This is a genomic window from Chloroflexota bacterium (genome assembly GCA_018648225.1).
Classification (GTDB): Bacteria; Chloroflexota; Anaerolineae; order Anaerolineales; family UBA11858; genus NIOZ-UU35.
On sequence record JABGRQ010000073.1, the window covers coordinates 1 to 19,325 of the forward strand.

The window sequence follows — 19,325 nt, forward strand, 5'->3', positions numbered from 1 at the left end:
CGCACCCGGCCACAGCCTAAATCTCGGCGACGGGGTCAGTTTGCGCGTACTCACCGCCGGGCCGCGCGGCGCAATTCTACTGCTGGAATGGGAAAACTTCCGCGCCCTGCTGCCCCTGGGCGCTCATGAAGATGACTACGAGAGCCTGCGCATGGGGGCAGATATTGGCCCCGTGACAGCCCTGCTTCTGGCTGACAACGGCTACGCACCCCTCAATCCCCCAGACTGGATCAACACTCTCAACCCACAACTGACCTTGCTCTCTGTCGCCGCGGATGACTCCTCAGGGCGTCCCGATGCCGGAACGCTTGACGTCCTCGGTGGCTATTCTCTCCTACGCACCGACCAGCACGGCTGGATTCATATATCTACGAATGGGGAACACATGTGGGTTGAAATCGAAAAATAGATACCAGCCAAATCACAAAATAAAAATCACTCAACATTCAATACATTATAAACAAAGTACTCAAGGGTGACTTTAGCGTTATTGTGATATTTGTGTCTTGCTTAATAATATATATATCCAAACCACAAACTACAGGAGACCCTAACTATGACGCGTTCTATTCGTAAATTGATGACCTTGACCGTTCTGGCTTTGTTGATGGGGGCGTTTTTGGGCGTATCGATAGTAGCCGCCCAAACAGATGAGCCTCAACTCACGCCAGACGAATATATCGAGCGCGGGCTGGATTTTATTGAGCAAGGCGAATTGCAACTGGCCGCGGCGGAATTCCAGGCCGCATTGGAATTAGCCCCCGAGAATACAGATGCGCTCAATAATCTTGGCCTGGTATATATTGATTTGGGCCTGTATGAGCAGGCTAATAAACTGTTTGAGACTGTACTAACCAACAACCCCGATGATCTTATCGCCAATGGTGGCAAGTGTGCCGCGCTGGCATTCATCCAACCTTTGCAGGGTGAAGTTCAGTGTCGGGAAGTCATAAAGGCAAACCCGCAAAATTCGGATGCTATCAACAGCCTGGGCATTGCCCTGGTATTACAAAATAAAACTGAGGATGCCATCATTGCGTTTCAGACGGCAATTGAACTCGCCCCACAGCATAAATGGGCGCACAACAACCTGGGACGTACTTACTTAGATTTGGGTGATTACGAGCAAGCCATCAGCGAACTGAGTACGGCCATTAAAATTAACCCCGAAAATGATCTGGCTTATTACAACTTGGGGTTGGCTTATGCTCGTCAGAGCGACTATCAAGCCGCCATCCCCTATTATGAACAAGCGATACAGCTCAATCCGAATAAAACCGGGGCATATTTCGATTTAGGCATCATCTACCAGGAATTGGGCCAGACTGAGCAAGCCATCGCAGCTTTATTCCGCTACCTTCAACTGGCTCCCGAAGATCCAAATCGAGCAGAGATTGAGGCCATGCTGGCAGAAATGGGAGGCCCGGTTCCGAGCGTGTTTGTACGGGCAAAAATTGCTTTTGTCTCTGATCGTGATGGCAATATGGAAATTTACAGCATGAATACCGACGGCAGCGAACTCACCCGGTTGACGGATGATCCGGCTTACGATGTAGGGCCAATGTATTCCCCCGATGGGATGCGCATACTCTTTGCTTCTGATCGGAATGGTAATTTCGATATTTACAGCATGAACACGGATGGAACAGATGTTGTCCAGTTAACCGATGATCCAGGTAACGATTCCATGCCAGCCTGGTCAGCCGACGGCAATCTGATTGCCTTTGTATCTGACCGCAGCGGAAAACTGGGTATTTATATTATGAACGCAGATGGGTCTGAGCAAACTGCAACACTCGTAAATGAGAGTTTCACCATCTATGCCCCAACCTGGTCGCCTGAGGTGGATGCCCAAAGCCTGGCTATGGTTACGGATGCTCAGGGCGCATATGATCTTTATGTTATCCATGGCGCTACAAATGAGAGTGGCAAACTAACACAAGACCTGGGCGATGTACTGACGCCAGATTGGTCGCCAAATGGCCGCTTCATCGTCTTCGCTGCGAATCCATTCGAGAGCTATGATCTCTTCATCATCCGTCCGGATGGGAGTGACCTGGGTCAGGTGACGAATAATGACGTGGCTGAATACAAACCGCGCTGGTCGCCTGATAGCAATTATATAATCTACAGCGTAGGGCTGAACGACGCATCCGAAATTGAAATTCTCAACGAAAGCGGCGATGTGATGCGCCTGACGCAAAACGATGTGTTTGATGGTATGCCAACCTGGGGACCGATGGACCAATGAGGCAGCGAGCAACATGACAACCTTACCGAACGAACCTCATCCTCTGGGAACGCTCCGCAAATCATATTTCCCGCGCCCGGTCCCCGGCAAAGTGATGCTTGGCAGCGCTATTTTCTGTGCAGCGATAAGTGTGCTGGAATTTATCACGGCGCTTAGCAAATATCTCGGCCCGCCCAACAAGGTATTGAGCGATCGCTATCGTCAAGATGCTATCCTGATCGCAGCGATCCTGGCGCTGATATTTTTCTTGCTGGCTATCCTTCTCGGCGCGCTCTACTACGCTCACAAAAAACATCGCGTCGACTTGTATGAAAGTGGCATTGTCATCACTACCTGGCGGAACAGCACTGCTTTTCCCTGGTATAACACAGATGACTTTCAGGTCATGCCGATCTATGGCCGAAGCCGGAAACCAATCAATTGGGATTGTACGCTAACACGCGATGATGGCGTCAAAGCGCAGTTTCGAGGGTTGGAAGGGCTAGAAAGCCTGATTAAAACCATTGAACACGAGATGATCTCATAAAACAGCATCAATCTTGCATCTCTTTGCTACGAATAATCATTTACCTACTTAAACCCACAAAACGACGCTTGTAAACCATGCGTCGTTTTGTGCCTTATCAAAATGAGATGCGCTAAAACAAATGGTGTCAGAAAATCCAGATCAAAATCAGTATCGGCAAGAGCAGGGGGATCAGCACCAACCCGACGACCAGCAGCACCACGCCAATAACGATCGCCAACACCAGGCCAATGATCCCACCCACAATACCCAGAATTGCGCCAATCAGGCCAAAAACCAGGCCCAATATTCCAGTAACGATCCCCACAATGAACTCGATCAAACCCATAGTATTGCCTCCTTCGCCCAAGAATTAGGTGCGGCACCAAGTTTCATATCTAATTCTCAGTATAGTTTCATAAACTGCGTCTTTTTTCTGGAATAATATACGCACGATCTATCGGTAAGTTGCAGCCAAGCCGCAAAATTGTGGTAAAACTGGACTAAATCATTTCATCAGGAGAATTTACGATGAACAAATACCGTTATGGATGGCTTTTATTGCTTGTTTTCGCCGCGTTGCTGGCACTTTCGTGCAATGCAATTGGCGATATTGCTGAAAAAGCGGGTCAGGTTGAAAGCGCCGCAAAGACCGCAGCAGCCCTGGCAACCGCCGGACAAGAATTTATGACCCAAGTCGAAGGCAGCGGCATGATACAAACCGCCGAAGCGCTGGCAACACTGGCCGAAGAGAGTGGTTTGCTTTCCACCGTGCAAGCGGCTGTCACCGAGATACCTGGAGACAGCGCTGATGCCGTGGCAACTTTAAGTGTCGTCATCACGCAGGGAGCCTACGGTGAAGCCCCGGATAATATTCCGCTGGTCAATGATGAGCTCAATAACTTTTTCGGCAATGCCAATCTGGTTTCCTATACCACACCGATGGGCTTCCAAAACGTCGTTGATTTCTACACAGCCCAAATGCCTGCTTATGGCTGGTCGGCAAATGAAAACGACTCAACATCATCGCCGAGCTATGCCGTTTTGGCTTATGAAGGCGGCTCCGAGAAAGCCACAGTGACCATCAGCACCAACCCGCTGGGCAACGAAACGATTGTGTTAATTAATATTTTCCACTAAACCTGCCATTGACTCACGACAACGCGCTACATAGAGATTGCCATGAGAAACCCCACATTTAGGGGTGTAGGCAACTACCGCGAGGATTCCCAGAGATCCAAGAGATTATAAGATTTTCTCTCAAAAATCTCTGTGTACTCTGTAGCGGCTGTGTAGCGATACATATCGCCACAATTTTTATACCAAACAAAAAATATAGGATTTTATCCGTGCCAATTACCGATACCTATCAACGCCCGCTGCACGATCTGCGCATCTCTGTCACAGACCGCTGTAATTTCCGTTGTGCATACTGCATGCCCAAAGAAATCTTCGGACGCGACCATACCTTTCTCCCTAAAGACGACTTACTTACTTTTGAAGAGATTGCCCGCCTGGCGCGAATACTGGCAAATCTTGGCGTGCGCAAAATCCGGCTGACGGGCGGCGAACCCCTGCTGCGCCGCGAAGTCGAAGCCCTCATCCAGATGCTAGCTGCCATTCCTGGGATAGAAATCGCCATGACCACTAACGGCACGCTGTTGGCGCGCAAAGCCCAAATACTCAAAGACGCCGGTCTAAACCGCGTCACTATCAGCCTCGATGCGCTCGACGATGCCACCTTCAAACAAATGAACGATGTCAACGTCCCGGTTCAAACCGTACTCGATGGCATCACCGCTGCCGAAGAAGCCGGGCTGGCTCCGCTGAAAATCAACATGGTCGTCAAGCGCGGTGTCAACGACAAAGACATCCTTCCCATGGCGCGCTACTTCCACGGCAGCGGGCATATTTTGCGTTTTATCGAATTCATGGATGTTGGTTCAACCAACGGCTGGCGCATGGATCAGGTTGTCTCTGCCAAAGAAATCGCCGAAACGATCAACAACCAAATGCCCATCGAGCTGCTCGAAGCCAACTACCGCGGCGAAGTTGCCAACCGCTGGCGCTACACCGATGGCAACGGTGAAATTGGTATCATAGCCTCCGTCACGCAGCCCTTCTGCGGCAACTGCACCCGCCTGCGCCTCTCAGCCAAAGGCGAACTCTTCACCTGCTTGTTCGGCACCCGCGGCCACGATCTGCGCGCCCTGCTGCGCGATGACGCATCCGACAACGAACTGCATCAACGTATCACCGCCGTCTGGCAAACCCGCGCCGACAACTACTCCGAAGCGCGCTCAACCGAAACATCCACCCTGCCCAAAGTCGAAATGTCCTATATCGGAGGCTGAATGCTCCCCCAAAATATCGAAACCATCATCTTCGACCTCGATGGAACCTTGCGCCACAACGTCCCCAATGCCGACGAAACCATGTTCAACTTCGCCATCGAACTCGGCCTCCCCACTACCTCCGAATGCCGTCGCAAGGGCGCACAATGGGCGCACTACTATTGGGCACAATCTCCGGAGCTGGTAGAAGATGTTAAGAAATTTGATCGCCATTTGGATCGGGGCTTCTGGAAAAATTATGCCGCACGCTATCTCGAAGCGCTCGGCACAAATAAACAGGATGCAGCGGAACTCGGCCCGAAGTTGGCCCACCGCATGGAGACTGAATTCACCCCCCAGAGCATCGTCCGCCCCGCAGACCTGGAAACCCTGAAGCAATTACGCGCCGAAGGTTACACAATTGGCCTGGTCTCAAACCGTTCAAATCCCTGCCAACAAGAATGTGAAGAACTCGGCCTGCTCCCCTACCTGGATTTTGCCTATGTAGCCGCCGAAGTCAACACCTGGAAACCCGACCCGGCCATCTTTGAGCGCGCCTTCGAAATCACCCAAAGCCAGCCCGAAAACAGCCTCTACATTGGCGACAATTATTACGCCGATATTATCGCCGCGCGGCGCGCGGGCCTATACCCCATTCTTATAGACCCACACAATATTTTCCCCGAAGCCGACTGCACCACCATCAACGCCGTCAGCGATCTGCCGGCCATGTTGAGCAGGTAATCTGCGGTATCAGGCAATCAGGGAAATTCCTGATCGCCTGATACTTGATCAACACTCCTCATACTCCCATAAATTCATCAATCGCGCTCAATAGCGCGTTCACATCGGCCATCGTCAACTCGCCCATGTGCGCAATGCGGAAGGTTTTATTCTTCAGCGTGCCGTAGCCGTTGGCAATGCGCATACCGCGCTCCAGCAAAAAGGCGTTTAGCGCGGCAACATCAATCTCGAGCAAATTCTCTATCGTAGTGACCGTGCGCGAGCGATATCCTTCAGCCGTAAACAAGCCAAAGCCGCGTTCCAGCGCCCAGGCGTAAATCCGCTCGGCCATGGCCTGATAGCGGGCAAAGCGATTTTCCAGCCCTTCGGCAAGAATGCGGTCTAGCTGATAATCCAGCGCGTAAACCAGCGAAACCGCCGAAGTCGCCGGGGTGGAATTCTTCAGGCGCGATTTTTCCAGACGAACCAGATCAAAATACCAGCCGCGGTTTTTCACGCTGGCGGCGCGTTCCAATGCCCGGTCAGAAACTGCACCCAGAGCCAACCCCGGGGGCAAGGCCAACGCTTTTTGCGAGGAGGCCAGCACAAAATCTAGACCCCAGGCATCCATCTCGATCGGTGCACCCCCCAGGGACGAGACCGCATCCACGCAGACCAACGTCTCCGGACTGATCTCCCGCGCCGCGGCGGCGATTTCGGCCACCGGGTTTTGCAATCCGGTGGAAGTTTCATTATGCACCACGGTCAATATTTCGTACTCTTTTTGCTGCAAAGCCGCGGCAACTGCTTCCGGCGTTACCGGCTGGCCCCACTCGGCAGACAAACGATCCACTTGCTTGCCATTATCTTCCCCCACCTGACACCAGCGGTCGCCAAATGCGCCATTGGTGCAGCCCAGTACAGAATGGTTGGCAAAGTTACGCACCGCGGCTTCTTGCAAGCCGGTGCCAGAAGACGCGCTAATCAGCACGCGATTTTGAGTGCCAAAGAGTTTGCGGGCCTTGTTTTCGGCGCTATGGAAAACAGCCTCGTATTCTTTGCTGCGATGGGGCAGCATGGGTTTGGTTTGAGCAATAAGCACCTCGGGATCCACATCCACGGGGCCAGGAACAAACATCGGTGACATCGTAATTACCTCCAACGGGATAATGATAAATATCGGATGAAATGGCGCCATTGTACCAGCCCGATTATCTGCGGCAAAGGTATAATAACCACCATGCGAAAGCATTTTTGGCTCATGATTGGGTTGAGTTGGCTGCTGGCAGCCTGTGGCAGTCGTTTCTTCGCGCCGCCTACGCCCACACCACTACCCCCCACGCCCACCTTCACTATTACCCCCCTGCCGTCGCCGACCACCACTCCGCCGCCAACGCCCACACCACAATTGCCTGATATTGACGCGTTCAGCGTGCGCGCGCATCCCGACGGGGATTTATATGCAGGGGATCATATCAGTTTGGAAATAATCGTTCCTGACAGCGCCGTAATTGGCGGGCAATACTCGTTGCAGGTGGCAGATGAAGGTGGGGAAATTCTCGGCGAGGCAGATTTTACTTCCTTCGGGATTGGCGGGCGTCAACAGGCCACTCTCTTTTGGGTGTGGGACACCGCGGGGCTGGAGGCGGGCGCGCACGAACTAAGTCTGACTCTACTCCCCAACGGCCCCACCTGGACAAAAGCGATCACCCTGCTGCCCGAAGAAGAACTCGCCCGCACAGACCGATTCGCGCTCTGGGCCTACGAAGAAAGCGATTGCTGCCTGCTCTACTATATTACCGATACAGCGGCGCAGCGCGACATCGCCGCTTTGCTCACCAGCGCCGATCATCAGGCTGCCGATGTGATCAACCAATTCGGCATCGAATTCGATGAGCCGATCATCGTCACCTTGATGTCGCGTGTCATTGGTCACGGCGGCTTTGCCGGGAATGAAATCTACATCTCCTATCTCGATCGCAATTATGCGGGTAACGATTTCGATATTGTGCTGCATCACGAAATGGTGCATATTCTTGATGCACATCTGGGGGGCAATTTGCGTCCATCCATTCTGGTAGAAGGGGTGGCAGTATATCTTAGCGGCGGTCATTTTAAACCGGAGCCGTTAATGCCGCGCGCCGCGGCGCTGCTCGATCTGGCTGATGGTGAACGCGGGGAAAGTTGGTATCTGCCCCTCACGCCCCTGGCCGATGATTTCTATGCATCGCAACATGAAATAGGCTATCTCGAAGCCGGTGCGCTGGTTGAATTTATGGTCAACACCTGGGGTTGGGATGCTTTTAACGATTTTTACCGCCAGATTGAACCCGGGCACGGCGGTCACGCTGCGGCCATCGACCGTGCGCTACAAGCCCATTTTGGGATCACCCTGGATATATTAGAAACGCAATTTATCACCGCACTAAAAACGCTTTCGCCAACCCCGGATTTGCGCGACGATGTGCGCCTGACAGTGAGCTTCTACGACACCGTGCGCCGTTATCAACAAATGCTCGACCCTTCGGCCTATTTTCTCTCGGCGTGGCTCCCCGATGGGCCACAGATGCGTCAATACGGCATCACTGCCGATCTGGCCCGCCGCCCCAATAGCATCGGAAATATCACCCTGGAAACCCTGCTGGCGACAGCCGATGAGCAGCTACAGGCCGGTCAGTATTCCCAGGCCGCGGAAATTGTACAAGCCGTCAACGCAGCACTCACCGCGCTGGAAATGGGCGCGGCACAGCCCTTCGATGCCCACCCGGTGGCAGAAGCCTATTATGCAGCCGTACACTGGCTCACCGAGATGGAATATCAGGTACAGCGCATCTACATTGAAGAAAACGGCATTCGCGCAGAAGTCAGCGCGGTGGGAAACTATTTAATGATTTTGGGACTGGGATGGGATGGGGAAAACGTCTATTTTCAGCAAAGCCAATAAAAAAGTGTCGATGATAGTCACTTTGTAGGTGACTGTCATCGACACTGATTCGCCATATGAGACGGTAAAATCTTTACTGACACGTATAAAGAAAACTGAATAATGTATTGAAGGGCGGCGAGCAATATAAATTCAGCATATCAAAGGCCACTGCGCCGACCACAAAGAGACAGATTGAAACCCCAACACATCCCAAACCAGCCCATAGCCAGGGACGGCCTTCTTTTTCCGGTACGGAGGGTACCATCGGGGGCGCCATCGGAGGGCCTTGAGGAATTTGCCCGGCATATCCCTGTTGAGGCGGACGCGGCGGGGGAGCGGCGCGCTGCACCGGGGGTGGCACAGCCGCGGGCGCGGCTTGTCGCTGCACCGGAGACATCGGTTGACCAGGGGTCAGCGTGTCTTTTTGGCTGGAGGGCGTTACCACGGTGGCATTCATATCGTACTGAGCAACCTGATAAGCCAGTGTAACCGCCTCGCCTAATTTTACGCGGTCGCCAGGGCGCAGCATATGCGGCCCGGTCAGTCGTTGCCCATTGACAAAAGTCCCGTTGGTGGAGCCTAAATCCTCAACCATAAATCCGCCGCCTTCGAAACGAAAACGAGTATGACGTCGGGAAATTTCCGCGATATTAATTGTAATATCAGCGTTGGTGTCGCGCCCGATGATAATTTCTTGCTTTGAAAGCGGATACACTTCATTGGGCGTTGGCCCGGAACTCATAACCAGTTGGAATGATTGCGTTGCCATATTTTGCTCCTAACGGTTTCTTGGCCTTTACTTTCAAAAAAAGTGACTGCTCAGACTTCGCTTTCGCAGGAAAAATTCTGCAAATAAAAGAGGCGTACGTTAAACAGACACACAAAGAGTTTACTCAGATTTTAGCAGAGAGTCAAATACTTGTATCTAATTCTTTTGGGCTACTTGCCGTTTTCTGCAAACGCCAATCGAGGGCCGTGAAGCGTTGGGCAACCTGATTATTATTCACGGCAATGCCGATAGCTTTACGGCTGCCGACCAGTACGCACAATTTTCTGGCTCTGGTAATCGCCGTGTATAGCAAATTACGCTGCAACATGACATAATGCTGCGTCACCATCGGGATCACCACAACAGGGAATTCGGACCCCTGCGCTTTATGCACTGAAACCGCATAGGCGAGCATGAGTTGATCAGTCTCGCTCCAATCGTAGATTACCCTGCGGTTATCAAAATTAATCTCGAGGGTTTGATCCACCAGATCAAGCCCCTGCACAAAACCAATATCTCCGTTATACACATTTTTATCGTAGTCATTTTGAGTTTGCATGACTTTATCGCCAGGGCGGAAAATTTTCCCGAAAAGCGCTTTTTCGGGTTTGCCAGCAACCGATGGATTGAGCACAGCCTGCAAACGCTCGTTCAGCGCGCTGACCCCGGCGGGGCCGCGGTACATGGGGGAGAGCACTTGAATTTCACTCACCGGATCAAAGCCAAATTTCTGCGGGATACGCTGGCAAACTACCGCTTCGACCCAATCGGCAGCAGATTGGGCATCTTCGGCGGGGAAGAGATAAAAATCACCTGCCCCAACCCCTGACTCCCCTTTCCCGTGGGGAGAGGGGCCAGGGGTGAGGGGACGTGAAAATTCGGGCATCTTACCGCGGTTAATGAGATGTGCGTTGGCAATAATCTGCGAACCCGCTGCCTGACGGAATATTTCAGTCAGGCGCGTCACCGGAACGCGCTGGCTGGCAATCACATCACGCAACACGTCACCCGCGCCCACGGAGGGCAACTGGTCAATATCGCCCACCAGCAGCACGTGCGTGCCCGCGTGGAGCGCTTTGAGCAGGTTATTCGCCAAAATCAGATCGAGCATGGAAACTTCATCCACGACCAAAAATTCCACCGGCAGCGGATTTTGCGCGTGAAATTTAAATCCTTCCGCCGGGGAAAATCCCAGCAAGCGGTGAATGGTGCTGGCCGGGCGATCGGTGGCCTCTGAAAGGCGCTTGGCAGCGCGACCGGTAGGGGAGGCCAGAGCATAGCGCAGTGAAAGACTCTCCAGGTGGAAGATGAGCGCTTTCAGGCAGGTGGTCTTCCCCGTCCCTGGCCCGCCGGTGAGCACACTGACCGGGTAACGCAGGGCGTTATCAATGGCGCGTTGCTGTTCGTCCGAGAGTTGCAGATCGTGCAGGGGGGCAACTTGCTGCCCCGCGCCCCGCGGCGCATGATCGGCCAGCGCCCCCAGGCGTTCGGCGACGCCAATTTCGCTGAAATAGAACGGGGTCAGGTAAATGGCCGGGGAGCTGTATTCGGCCCGATTTTCGGCAACCCCCACAGGGGGAGTCCCGTTAGCCGTCCTCACCCCCGGCCCCTCACCCACTGGGCGAGGTGGGAAGGGAATTTCATCGAGACGAATCCGATCCGCGGCGGCCAGCCTTTCCAGCGCAGGGGCAATCAATTCCGCAGACGCGTTGAGCAATTCTGCCGTTTTATCCATCAGCGCCTGCCGCGGCGCGTAGACGTGCCCGTCGTTGCTCATCTCATTGAGCGCAAAAATCACCCCGGCCTGAATGCGCTCCGGGTGGTCGGCGGGCAGCCCCAAATCGCGCGCCAGTTTGTCGGCGGTTTTAAAGCCCACGCCGTAAATATCGGTGGCCAGTTGATAGGGATTCTGCTGCACGATTTCAAGGGCGTTATCACCGTAGGTTTTATAGATTTTGACCCCCAGGTTGGTGCTGACTCCGTGGCTGTGCAAAAAGAGCATAATTTCTTTGACTTGTTTCTGCGCCTGCCAGGCGGCGGCGATGAGGCGGGTGCGCTTGCCACCGATGTCGGGCACTTCACTCAGACGTTGGGGTTGGTTCTCGATAACGGTGATGGTTTCTGCCCCAAAGTGATCGACGATGCGCCCAGCCAGGCGCGGCCCAATGCCTTTAATCAGGCCCGAGCCGAGGTAGCGGCGAATCCCGGATACTGTGGCGGGCAGCACCTGCGAGCAAGTTTCAACATCAAATTGTGTGCCATGCTTGGGGTGTTTGGTCCAGCGTCCGCCGAGTTTGACATGCTCCCCGGGGGTAAGTTCGGGCAACACGCCGACAATCGTCACCAACCCATCGCGCCCGATGCCGGGCGTGTGCCGCGAGTTTGGCGTCAGGCGAATGACGCTATAGCCGTTTTCAGAGTTGTAATAGGTGATGCGCTCGATTGAGCCAGAGAGGGTATCCATAATGAAAAGGTGGGGCGCACTTTGAAAGTGCGCCCCACCTGGCTAGGGCAAGGGGTTTTCAGCAGCCCAATCTTCGCCCAAGATCAGTACCAGGGCCACTTCGCTATTGGGGTCGTAGCTGTTGTATATTTTGATCTGCGGGAAATTCATGGCCTGAGAAATTTGGGCAATGGTGGCTGTATTACCGGTGTAGTCGATAATGGTGGTCTCGGCGTAGATTTTATCGGCGTTGCCAATCCGAATAACGTTGAGGCCAAAACGTTGCAAGTAATCTGATGTATCTCCTGCCAGCCCTGCGATCGTGGTGCCATTGTGGATGGCGATCCCGGGGGCATCTTCCGGGATAGGGGCTGGTTCGGCGGTATTCTCAGGGGTGACGGTGTCAGCAGGCGGCAGGGTTTCGGTTGGATTAGCCGCTACAGCTTGCACAGCGGTGGGCGCCAGGGATGCAATTGCCGTCGGTGCGGGTTGGGCATTAAAGAACTGCCCGCTCAAGGCGGTAATTTTCTCGGGGATGGGCATCAAAATATAGGCCCCATTATAGGCAATCATCGCCGTGGCATGTTCTTCAGTGATGACAATATGCTGAATATTTTCATCCGGGAGTTCATAAGCTAATTTTGCCAGCCGGGCGAGTTGATACATCGTCAGGTTGGTGGTGACTCCGCTGGCAATTTCTTTGTACAACGTGGAGGTTTTGGCAATCAGGCCGGGCAGCAAATCGAAATCGGTCATGCGATTGAGTACGCCGTGCAAGATCAGTTGTTGGCGCGCGGCACGGTCGAAATCGCCCCCGGCAGTATCGCGCATTCGAGCGTAAGCCAGAGCGATATCACCGGGCAATACCTGAATGCCCGGTTGCAATTTTACAATCCGGCCCGCCCCCAGGCTAAGTTCAATTGCTTCGGGCACATTAATTTTGACCCCATCAATTTCATCAATCAGTTGGATAAAGGCATCAAAATTTATCTCTGCGTAGTAAGGAACATGAATGCCCAAGAAATCTTCAACCGTAGCCAATGCCAGTCCGGCGCCACCCCCAGCGATCCCTTCAGCTTCCCCCAAAAAGTAGGCCTGGTTAATTTTGTATTCACCATACCCGGGTACAGTCACCCATAGATCGCGCGGCAGAGAAAGCATCCCGGCGGTTTTATTCTCCGGGTTGAACGTCACCAAAATCATGGTGTCGGTGCGCGGCGGGCCATCCTCAGTAATTTGGGTGCGGTCATCCACGCCGAGCAGCAGAATATTAATCGGGCTTTTACCATCCCAGGGCTGCGATTTTGGCCCGTTGCGGTGCTGCATCTGCAAGTTGATATCCGTATATTCATTCGGATTGATCACTTGCTTTTCCTCAGCCGCCTCAGCGACAAAAGTTTCCTGCTGTTCTGGTGCGCGTGTTGAAGCGCGAATCGCAGACACGATCATATTCAACGTAATAATGATCATGATGAGCAACGTGCCAACCAAAGCCCAAAAAGGCCAGTGTCGTGGAAGTTGAATTCTAGGTTTGGGCGGCTCAGGGGGGAGATACATATCAAGAATAAACTGGAATAAGAGTGTTATGGGGTTACGTAGCAACCCCATAACACTCTTATTCCAGTATCATTACGGCATGGGGTTGTTGTTGGCCCAATCAAATCCCAGGATGACCGTAATATCGGTGTCACTTTCCTGGTCGTAGCGTCCGTGAATAGTATAAGTTGAAAGCCCTAAAAGCTCCGAGAAATAGACCAGCGCGTGGGGCTTGCCTTTATAGTCATATACGTGACTGCTGGAATAATCCACCGCGGAGGCGTCGCCGGTGGCGACAACATTAACGCCCAGGCTTTGCAAATAATCGGCTGTGCGGGTTGCCAAACCAGCCACCGTAGTGCCATTCAGTACTTTTACCGTGGCGCCTTCAGCAATTATCAAATCCAGCGTTGACTTACCGCCATAATCCAGCGGACCGCTCATTTTTTCTTGAGCGAAGACTTCATTACGCAGCACACGGATCTGATCAGGGATTGGCTTCAGAATATCCAACCCGGTGGGAGATTTGCCAAATTGAACCTGATCCGGCCCTATAACGCGGTTGTAGATATTCTCGGTGGGTATCTCTTGCGCCAACCAGGCCAGTTGAATAACCTGATCAAGCGTCAGATTGGTATTGATCCCGCTGGAAAGTTGCTGATACATCTCCGGGGCTTTCTGCACAAGCACCGGCAGCAAGCTCAAATCGAGAATGCGTTGACGAATTGCCATCACAACCTGCTGCTGCCGAGCGGCGCGGTCGAAATCACCACCTTCCGTGTGACGAGCACGCGCATAAGCCAGCACATATTCACCAGGCATCGTTTGCACACCCGGTTGAAGTTTAATCTTGCCCTTGGGATCGTCATAAATATCCACATACATTTCATAGGGCACATCCAGTTTCAAACCACCCATTTGCTGGATAAAGTACACAAAAGCTGCAAAATCAATCTGCGCGTAATACTGAATCGGCACACCAAGTAGTGCTTCCACCGTTTCCATCGCCAGGCCAGGCCCGCCACCGGGAAGTTTGTAGGCTTCGCCAGCCTGATAAGCCGTGTTGATTTTGCCATGTTCAAAACCCGGAATATTCACCCACATATCGCGCGGGATGGAAAGCATCCCGGCTGTTTTCGAGAGCGGGTCTATCGTAAACAGGATCATCGAATCCGACAGCGGCGGGCCGTTATCGCCGCGCCAACTATTATAGTCCAACCCAATCAACAGAATATTGACACGGCTGGCGCCATCCCAGGGTTCAGGCTGCGGCCCGGTAGAGGCAACTGGCGCGGGAACTGCTTCAACAACGGTATCCTCCGTAACTGCCTCGCCAGATGCATCTGGGGTAGACGTAGGGGCTGTAATTGCCGCTCCGGGCAGCGAGGTAATATTCCACGTCGCTACCAGATTACTGACCAAGTTATAGATTCCGATGGCAAAAATCACGCCAGCGATAGCTAAAACAACCCAGCCAATGATTTTCTTGACGGGTCGCTTGGTCTTTTCGTTTGAAGTTTGACTTTGATTCGTCATAATTTTTTCACTCAAATATTGGGTAGTGGTTACACATACCAATTTACCACTACGATCATTTATGTTGCAAGCTTTAGGCCTGATTTAACACCGAGCGATTATATCACGACGGGATGATTCGGTAATTAGGGTAAAATAGCCCCGGTATGTGGATGAAACTGGCGCGCTCGCGATTGGCTGCTGTTTCACTGGGTTGGATTTTTGCCCATGTGAGTTTTCTCCTGCCGCTCAAACGCGTCTACACCAGCCAACGCCTGCTGGCCTTTCATCATCCCCAGCCGAGTTATCCGCTGCATATCATCATCGTGCCTAAAAAAGCCCTGCGCAATCTGGCCGCTGTTCAGCCATCCGACGCAAGCTTGCTGCTGGAGATACTCAAAACCACGCAGCACATCGCCGAAAATATGAAACTCGAAAACTGGCGTCTCATCGTTAACGCCGGAGCTTACCAGGAAGTTCCACACTTGCATTTTCACATGATACAGAAGTCAGGCGATCAGGAATCGATACCACGCCGGATTACCTAATTCCAAAATCACCCTATTACCTTTCCCATTATGGCTCTCATCACCACTCACAACATCACTAAATCATTCGACCCCATCGACATTTTCTCTGGCCTGTCGTTGAGCATCCCGCACGGCGCGCGCATCGCACTGGTCGGCCCCAACGGGATTGGCAAAACCACCTTGCTCCGAATCATCGCCGGGGAAGACCCGCCCTCCAGCGGAGATGTGCACCGCGCCCGCGGCCTGACGATCGGTTATCTGCCCCAGGAGTCGGTTCTCGAATCCGACAGCACCCTATGGGAAGAGTGTGCCCAGCCATTCACCCAGCTTAAAGAACAGGCCAAAGAACTGGCGCAGCTCGAAGCCCAAATGAGTCAGCCCAACCCGCCCGACGATATTTTCGAGCGTTACGGCACGCTGCAAGAAAAGTTTGACCACGCCGGGGGCTACACCTACGAAACGCGCCTGCGCATGGTGCTCACCGGGCTGGGCTTCCGCGACGACGAACATCACATGCCGCTGGAGCATCTCTCTGGCGGACAGCGCACGCGGGCATTATTGGCGCGCCTGCTGCTCGAAGCCCCAACCCTGCTCGTACTCGACGAGCCGACCAACCACCTCGATATTCAGGCCGTAGAATGGCTCGAAAGCTACCTGCGCGACTGGGACGGCGCCGCGCTGATCGTCTCGCACGACCGCTATTTTCTCGATAAAGTCTGCAACCACATCTGGGAAATGAGCCGCACCGGTTTTGAAGCCTACCGCGGCAATTACAGCCATTACCTGCAACAGCGTCAGGAACGATGGGAGCGCCGCGCAAAAACCTTTGAGGCCGAAAAGGCGCGCCTGGAAAAAGACTTCGACTATATCAAGCGCAACATGGCCGGGCAAAACGTGATCCAGGCCAAAGGGCGTTTGCGCCGCCTGAGCAGGCAATTGCAAGCCATTGAGCAAATCGGGCTGGATGCCATGCAGGGCAAAAACTGGAGCCAGATCGCTGAAAGCGTGAATACCACCACCAGCATCATGAGCGTAGATGAAGCCCATCGCAGCATCAAAGCACTGCAAAACCCCTTACAACGGCCTGAAGCACTCAAGTTTAATTTGCGCGCCTCACAGCGTAGCGGCGAATTGGTGCTGCGCACCTACGACCTGCTCATCGGCTACCCTGGCAACGAACTTTTCGAAGTTCCCGATCTGATCCTCAACCGTCTGGAGTGCGCCGCACTGATTGGCCCCAACGGCGCCGGAAAAACCACCTTTCTCAAGACCATCCTCGAGCAGTTGCCGCCCCTCGCCGGGCGCGTCCGTTTGGGCGCCAGCCTCGATATTGGCTACTTCGCCCAGGCGCACGAAGAACTCAATCCCGAAAATACCCTCATTCAGGAAATAGAGCACGTCGCGCCAAATATGTTCGTGGCCGAAATCCGCAAATATTTGGCGCGTTACCTGTTCACGCGCGATGATGTTTTTAAAAAAATTGCCGTACTCTCTGGCGGCGAGCGCGGGCGGCTGGCGCTCGCAAAGCTAGCCTTGAGTAAAAACAACCTGCTCTTACTCGACGAGCCGACCAACCATCTCGATATTCCTGCTCAGGAAATTTTGCAATCTGTGCTCAACGACTACCAGGGCACCATCATCCTGGTTTCGCACGACCGCTATCTGATTGACGCCCTGGCCTCACAGGTGTGGGAAATTGATAAAAACGACGGCAGTCTACACCTTTTCAAGGGGACATATACAGAGTATCGCACTGAGCAAAGCAAACCCGCTCCAGCGGACTCGCTCGAAGTGGATTCTGTCCCCCAGAACGGATCCCGCCGAGAAGCGCGCAGCGCCAAAAACCGCGCCCAGGCCGACCTGCGCCGCCGCCAGTCACGTCTGAAAGTCGTTGAGACGCGTGTCGCCGAGTTGGAAATCCAACTCGGCCATATTGGCGATCAACTCGCTGCCCCGCCCGACGATCCCCAACTCGTCCAGCGTTTGGGCGATGACTACGTTGAAATCCAGAACGAACTCCACGCCCTGATCGCCGAATGGGAGAGCTTGCATGGGTGATATTCCCTGGTGGAAAACCACCACTATCTATCAGATTTACCCCCGCTCGTATAAAGACTCCAATGGCGACGGCATTGGAGATTTGCGCGGCATCATCTCGAAAATAGATTACATCCGCGAATTGGGCTTCGAAACGATCTGGCTCTCGCCCTTCTTTGACAGCCCGCAAGAAGATTTCGGCTACGACATCCGCGATTACCGCGGTATCGCCCCGGAATATGGCACGCTGGAAGATGCCGAAGAATTGATCGCCGAAATCCACGCCCGCGGGATGCGTGTGATTTTCGACTTGGTAATGAACCACACCTCGGCGCAGCACCCCTGGTTTCAGCAATCACGCCAAAGTTGCGAAAATCCACACCGAGATTGGTATATCTGGCAACGCGGGCGCGGCCAGCGTCCCCCCAATAACTGGCAGGCTATGGTCGGCGGCTCTGGCTGGCATTATGACCAGGCCACTCAAGAATGGTACTACGCCAGCTTTTTGCCTTTCCAGCCCGATCTCAACTACCGCAATCCCGCCGTGCGCCAAACCATGCTCGAAATTGCGCGCCACTGGCTCGACAAGGGCGTGGACGGCTTTCGGCTGGATATTTTCCATACCGTCTACAAGGATGCCCAATTTCGGGACAATCCCTTTTCGCTGCATTACATTCCCCACCGCGACCAGGCCGGATTTTTTCAACGCTGGCTGCATCACCAGCACCAGCCAGAGACCTTCGCCCTGGCGCGCGATCTGCGCAACATGGCCGCGGGCTACCCCGACGAGCGCATGTTGATCGGCGAAGTTTTTGGCGAAGATAATGCACTCAAAAAATATCTCGGCGCGCAGGTTGATGGGCTAAATCTGGTTTTCTTATGGCAGTTATTGAAAACGAAGCCGCGGGCGCAGTTTTTTCGGGAGGTGATCGCGCATCACGAGCGCGAATATCCCGAACCCTATACGCCGGTGTATGTGTATGGAAATCACGACCAAAAACGGATTCGCTCGAAGGTGGGAGCCGACCCGCGGATAGCACAACTTTTGGCGCTGATCCAGTTCACCGCGCGCGGCGTCCCGGTGGTGTACTACGGCGAAGAGATTGGCATGCAAGAGGTGGCGATTCCTGCGAAGCAGGCCAAAGACCCGCTGGCGCATCAATATGCCTGGGTACCCTCTTGGCTGGCCGACGCCCTGGGGTTATACGTCAACCGTGATGGCTGCCGCACCCCCATGCAATGGGATTCTTCGCCCAATGCCGGATTCACCCCCGAGAGCGCGCAACCCTGGCTGCCCGTGCATGAGAACTATGAAACCACCAATGTGAGCGCGCAACAGGGAAACCCCGATGCATTGCTGGAAACCTACCGCAATTTGCTGCGTCTGCGCCGTGATAATAAAATTTTGCAACAAGGCAGCCTACGCTTGTGGGGCGAAGAAATCGGCAAAGATGTACTGGCCTACGAGCGCATTCTGGGGGATGAACGTGTGGTGGTAGCCATCAATTGGGGACGCAAAGCCGCCAAATTCCCCTTGTTGAAGAATTGCGAAAAAGTTCTCTTGACGGTAGGCAATATTCAGATTGAAACAAGGATGCTGCCGCCGCTTTCTGGCGTGGCGCTAAAAATCTGAAAAAGCTTGAGCACGCGTCATTCTGAACGGAGCGCAGCGGAGTGAAGAATCCCTTAGCCGGAATGTTGAAAAGTGCCTATGCAAGTGATGAATCAACCCGTTTCAAAGGGATTCCTCGCTGCGC

16 protein-coding genes are annotated in these 19,325 nt (G+C 53.5%); 10 read left to right on the forward strand and 6 right to left on the reverse strand.

Features of this window, described 5'->3' with window-relative positions; genetic code table 11:
- From HN413_05605 to HN413_05615, 3 genes are all read left to right on the forward strand, one after another.
- The coding region (locus tag HN413_05605) for a hypothetical protein (GenBank protein MBT3389868.1) at nucleotides 1–409 on the forward strand (409 nt) is incomplete at its 5' end.
- A 147-nt stretch (nucleotides 410–556) separates the two neighbouring features.
- Entirely contained in the window at nucleotides 557–2,251 is a 1,695-nt protein-coding gene (locus HN413_05610; protein MBT3389869.1) for a tetratricopeptide repeat protein, read from the forward strand.
- Between the two features lie 13 nt (nucleotides 2,252–2,264).
- Entirely contained in the window at nucleotides 2,265–2,777 is a 513-nt protein-coding gene (locus tag HN413_05615) for a hypothetical protein (protein ID MBT3389870.1), read from the forward strand.
- A gap of 127 nt (nucleotides 2,778–2,904) precedes the next feature.
- Here HN413_05615 and HN413_05620 read toward each other — a convergent pair whose 3' ends face one another.
- Nucleotides 2,905–3,105 (reverse strand): hypothetical protein, encoded by a 201-nt coding sequence (locus HN413_05620; GenBank protein MBT3389871.1) that lies wholly within the window; start codon nucleotides 3,103–3,105, stop codon nucleotides 2,905–2,907.
- A gap of 182 nt (nucleotides 3,106–3,287) precedes the next feature.
- Between HN413_05620 and HN413_05625 the strand changes: the two genes are divergently transcribed.
- The 3 genes from HN413_05625 to HN413_05635 all read left to right on the forward strand — a co-directional run bounded on the left by HN413_05625 (nucleotide 3,288) and on the right by HN413_05635 (nucleotide 5,833).
- Nucleotides 3,288–3,896 carry a hypothetical protein gene (locus HN413_05625; GenBank protein MBT3389872.1) on the forward strand — a complete coding sequence of 203 codons (609 nt, stop codon included), beginning with the start codon at nucleotides 3,288–3,290 and terminating at the stop codon, nucleotides 3,894–3,896.
- A 200-nt stretch (nucleotides 3,897–4,096) separates the two neighbouring features.
- Complete coding sequence (gene moaA, locus HN413_05630) at nucleotides 4,097–5,110, forward strand: GTP 3',8-cyclase MoaA (protein MBT3389873.1); 1,014 nt, start codon at nucleotides 4,097–4,099, stop codon at nucleotides 5,108–5,110.
- Nucleotides 5,111–5,833: an HAD family hydrolase gene (locus HN413_05635; GenBank protein MBT3389874.1), complete on the forward strand. Its 723-nt coding sequence runs from the start codon at nucleotides 5,111–5,113 to the stop codon at nucleotides 5,831–5,833.
- A gap of 58 nt (nucleotides 5,834–5,891) precedes the next feature.
- Here HN413_05635 and HN413_05640 read toward each other — a convergent pair whose 3' ends face one another.
- Complete coding sequence (locus tag HN413_05640) at nucleotides 5,892–6,959, reverse strand: alanine--glyoxylate aminotransferase family protein (GenBank protein ID MBT3389875.1); 1,068 nt, start codon at nucleotides 6,957–6,959, stop codon at nucleotides 5,892–5,894.
- A gap of 93 nt (nucleotides 6,960–7,052) precedes the next feature.
- Here HN413_05640 and HN413_05645 point away from each other — a divergent pair, with 93 nt between their 5' ends.
- The gene (locus HN413_05645; GenBank protein MBT3389876.1) at nucleotides 7,053–8,756 is read left to right on the forward strand and encodes a hypothetical protein; all 1,704 of its coding nucleotides are present in this window, start codon (nucleotides 7,053–7,055) and stop codon (nucleotides 8,754–8,756) included.
- A gap of 73 nt (nucleotides 8,757–8,829) precedes the next feature.
- Here HN413_05645 and HN413_05650 read toward each other — a convergent pair whose 3' ends face one another.
- From HN413_05650 to HN413_05665, 4 genes are all read right to left on the reverse strand, one after another.
- Nucleotides 8,830–9,507 (reverse strand): FHA domain-containing protein, encoded by a 678-nt coding sequence (locus HN413_05650; GenBank protein ID MBT3389877.1) that lies wholly within the window; start codon nucleotides 9,505–9,507, stop codon nucleotides 8,830–8,832.
- A 142-nt stretch (nucleotides 9,508–9,649) separates the two neighbouring features.
- A complete protein-coding gene (locus HN413_05655) occupies nucleotides 9,650–11,971 on the reverse strand; it encodes an ATP-dependent RecD-like DNA helicase (protein ID MBT3389878.1) in 2,322 nt (773 codons plus the stop codon).
- Between the two features lie 42 nt (nucleotides 11,972–12,013).
- Complete coding sequence (locus HN413_05660; protein ID MBT3389879.1) at nucleotides 12,014–13,315, reverse strand: hypothetical protein; 1,302 nt, start codon at nucleotides 13,313–13,315, stop codon at nucleotides 12,014–12,016.
- Between the two features lie 264 nt (nucleotides 13,316–13,579).
- Nucleotides 13,580–15,022, reverse strand: a complete 1,443-nt coding sequence (locus tag HN413_05665) for an LCP family protein (GenBank protein ID MBT3389880.1) — start codon at nucleotides 15,020–15,022, stop codon at nucleotides 13,580–13,582.
- A gap of 146 nt (nucleotides 15,023–15,168) precedes the next feature.
- Between HN413_05665 and HN413_05670 the strand changes: the two genes are divergently transcribed.
- Genes HN413_05670 through HN413_05680 form a run of 3 tightly spaced genes read left to right on the forward strand, consistent with a single transcriptional unit; the run spans nucleotide 15,169 to nucleotide 19,201 of the window.
- Nucleotides 15,169–15,549, forward strand: coding sequence for an HIT domain-containing protein (locus HN413_05670; GenBank protein MBT3389881.1), 381 nt, complete (start codon nucleotides 15,169–15,171; stop codon nucleotides 15,547–15,549).
- A gap of 30 nt (nucleotides 15,550–15,579) precedes the next feature.
- Nucleotides 15,580–17,589 carry an ABC-F family ATP-binding cassette domain-containing protein gene (locus HN413_05675; GenBank protein MBT3389882.1) on the forward strand — a complete coding sequence of 670 codons (2,010 nt, stop codon included), beginning with the start codon at nucleotides 15,580–15,582 and terminating at the stop codon, nucleotides 17,587–17,589.
- The gene (locus HN413_05680) at nucleotides 17,582–19,201 is read left to right on the forward strand and encodes an alpha-glucosidase (GenBank protein ID MBT3389883.1); all 1,620 of its coding nucleotides are present in this window, start codon (nucleotides 17,582–17,584) and stop codon (nucleotides 19,199–19,201) included. The genes HN413_05675 and HN413_05680 overlap by 8 nt, the downstream gene beginning before the upstream one ends.
- Nucleotides 19,202–19,325: the final 124 nt, after the last annotated feature.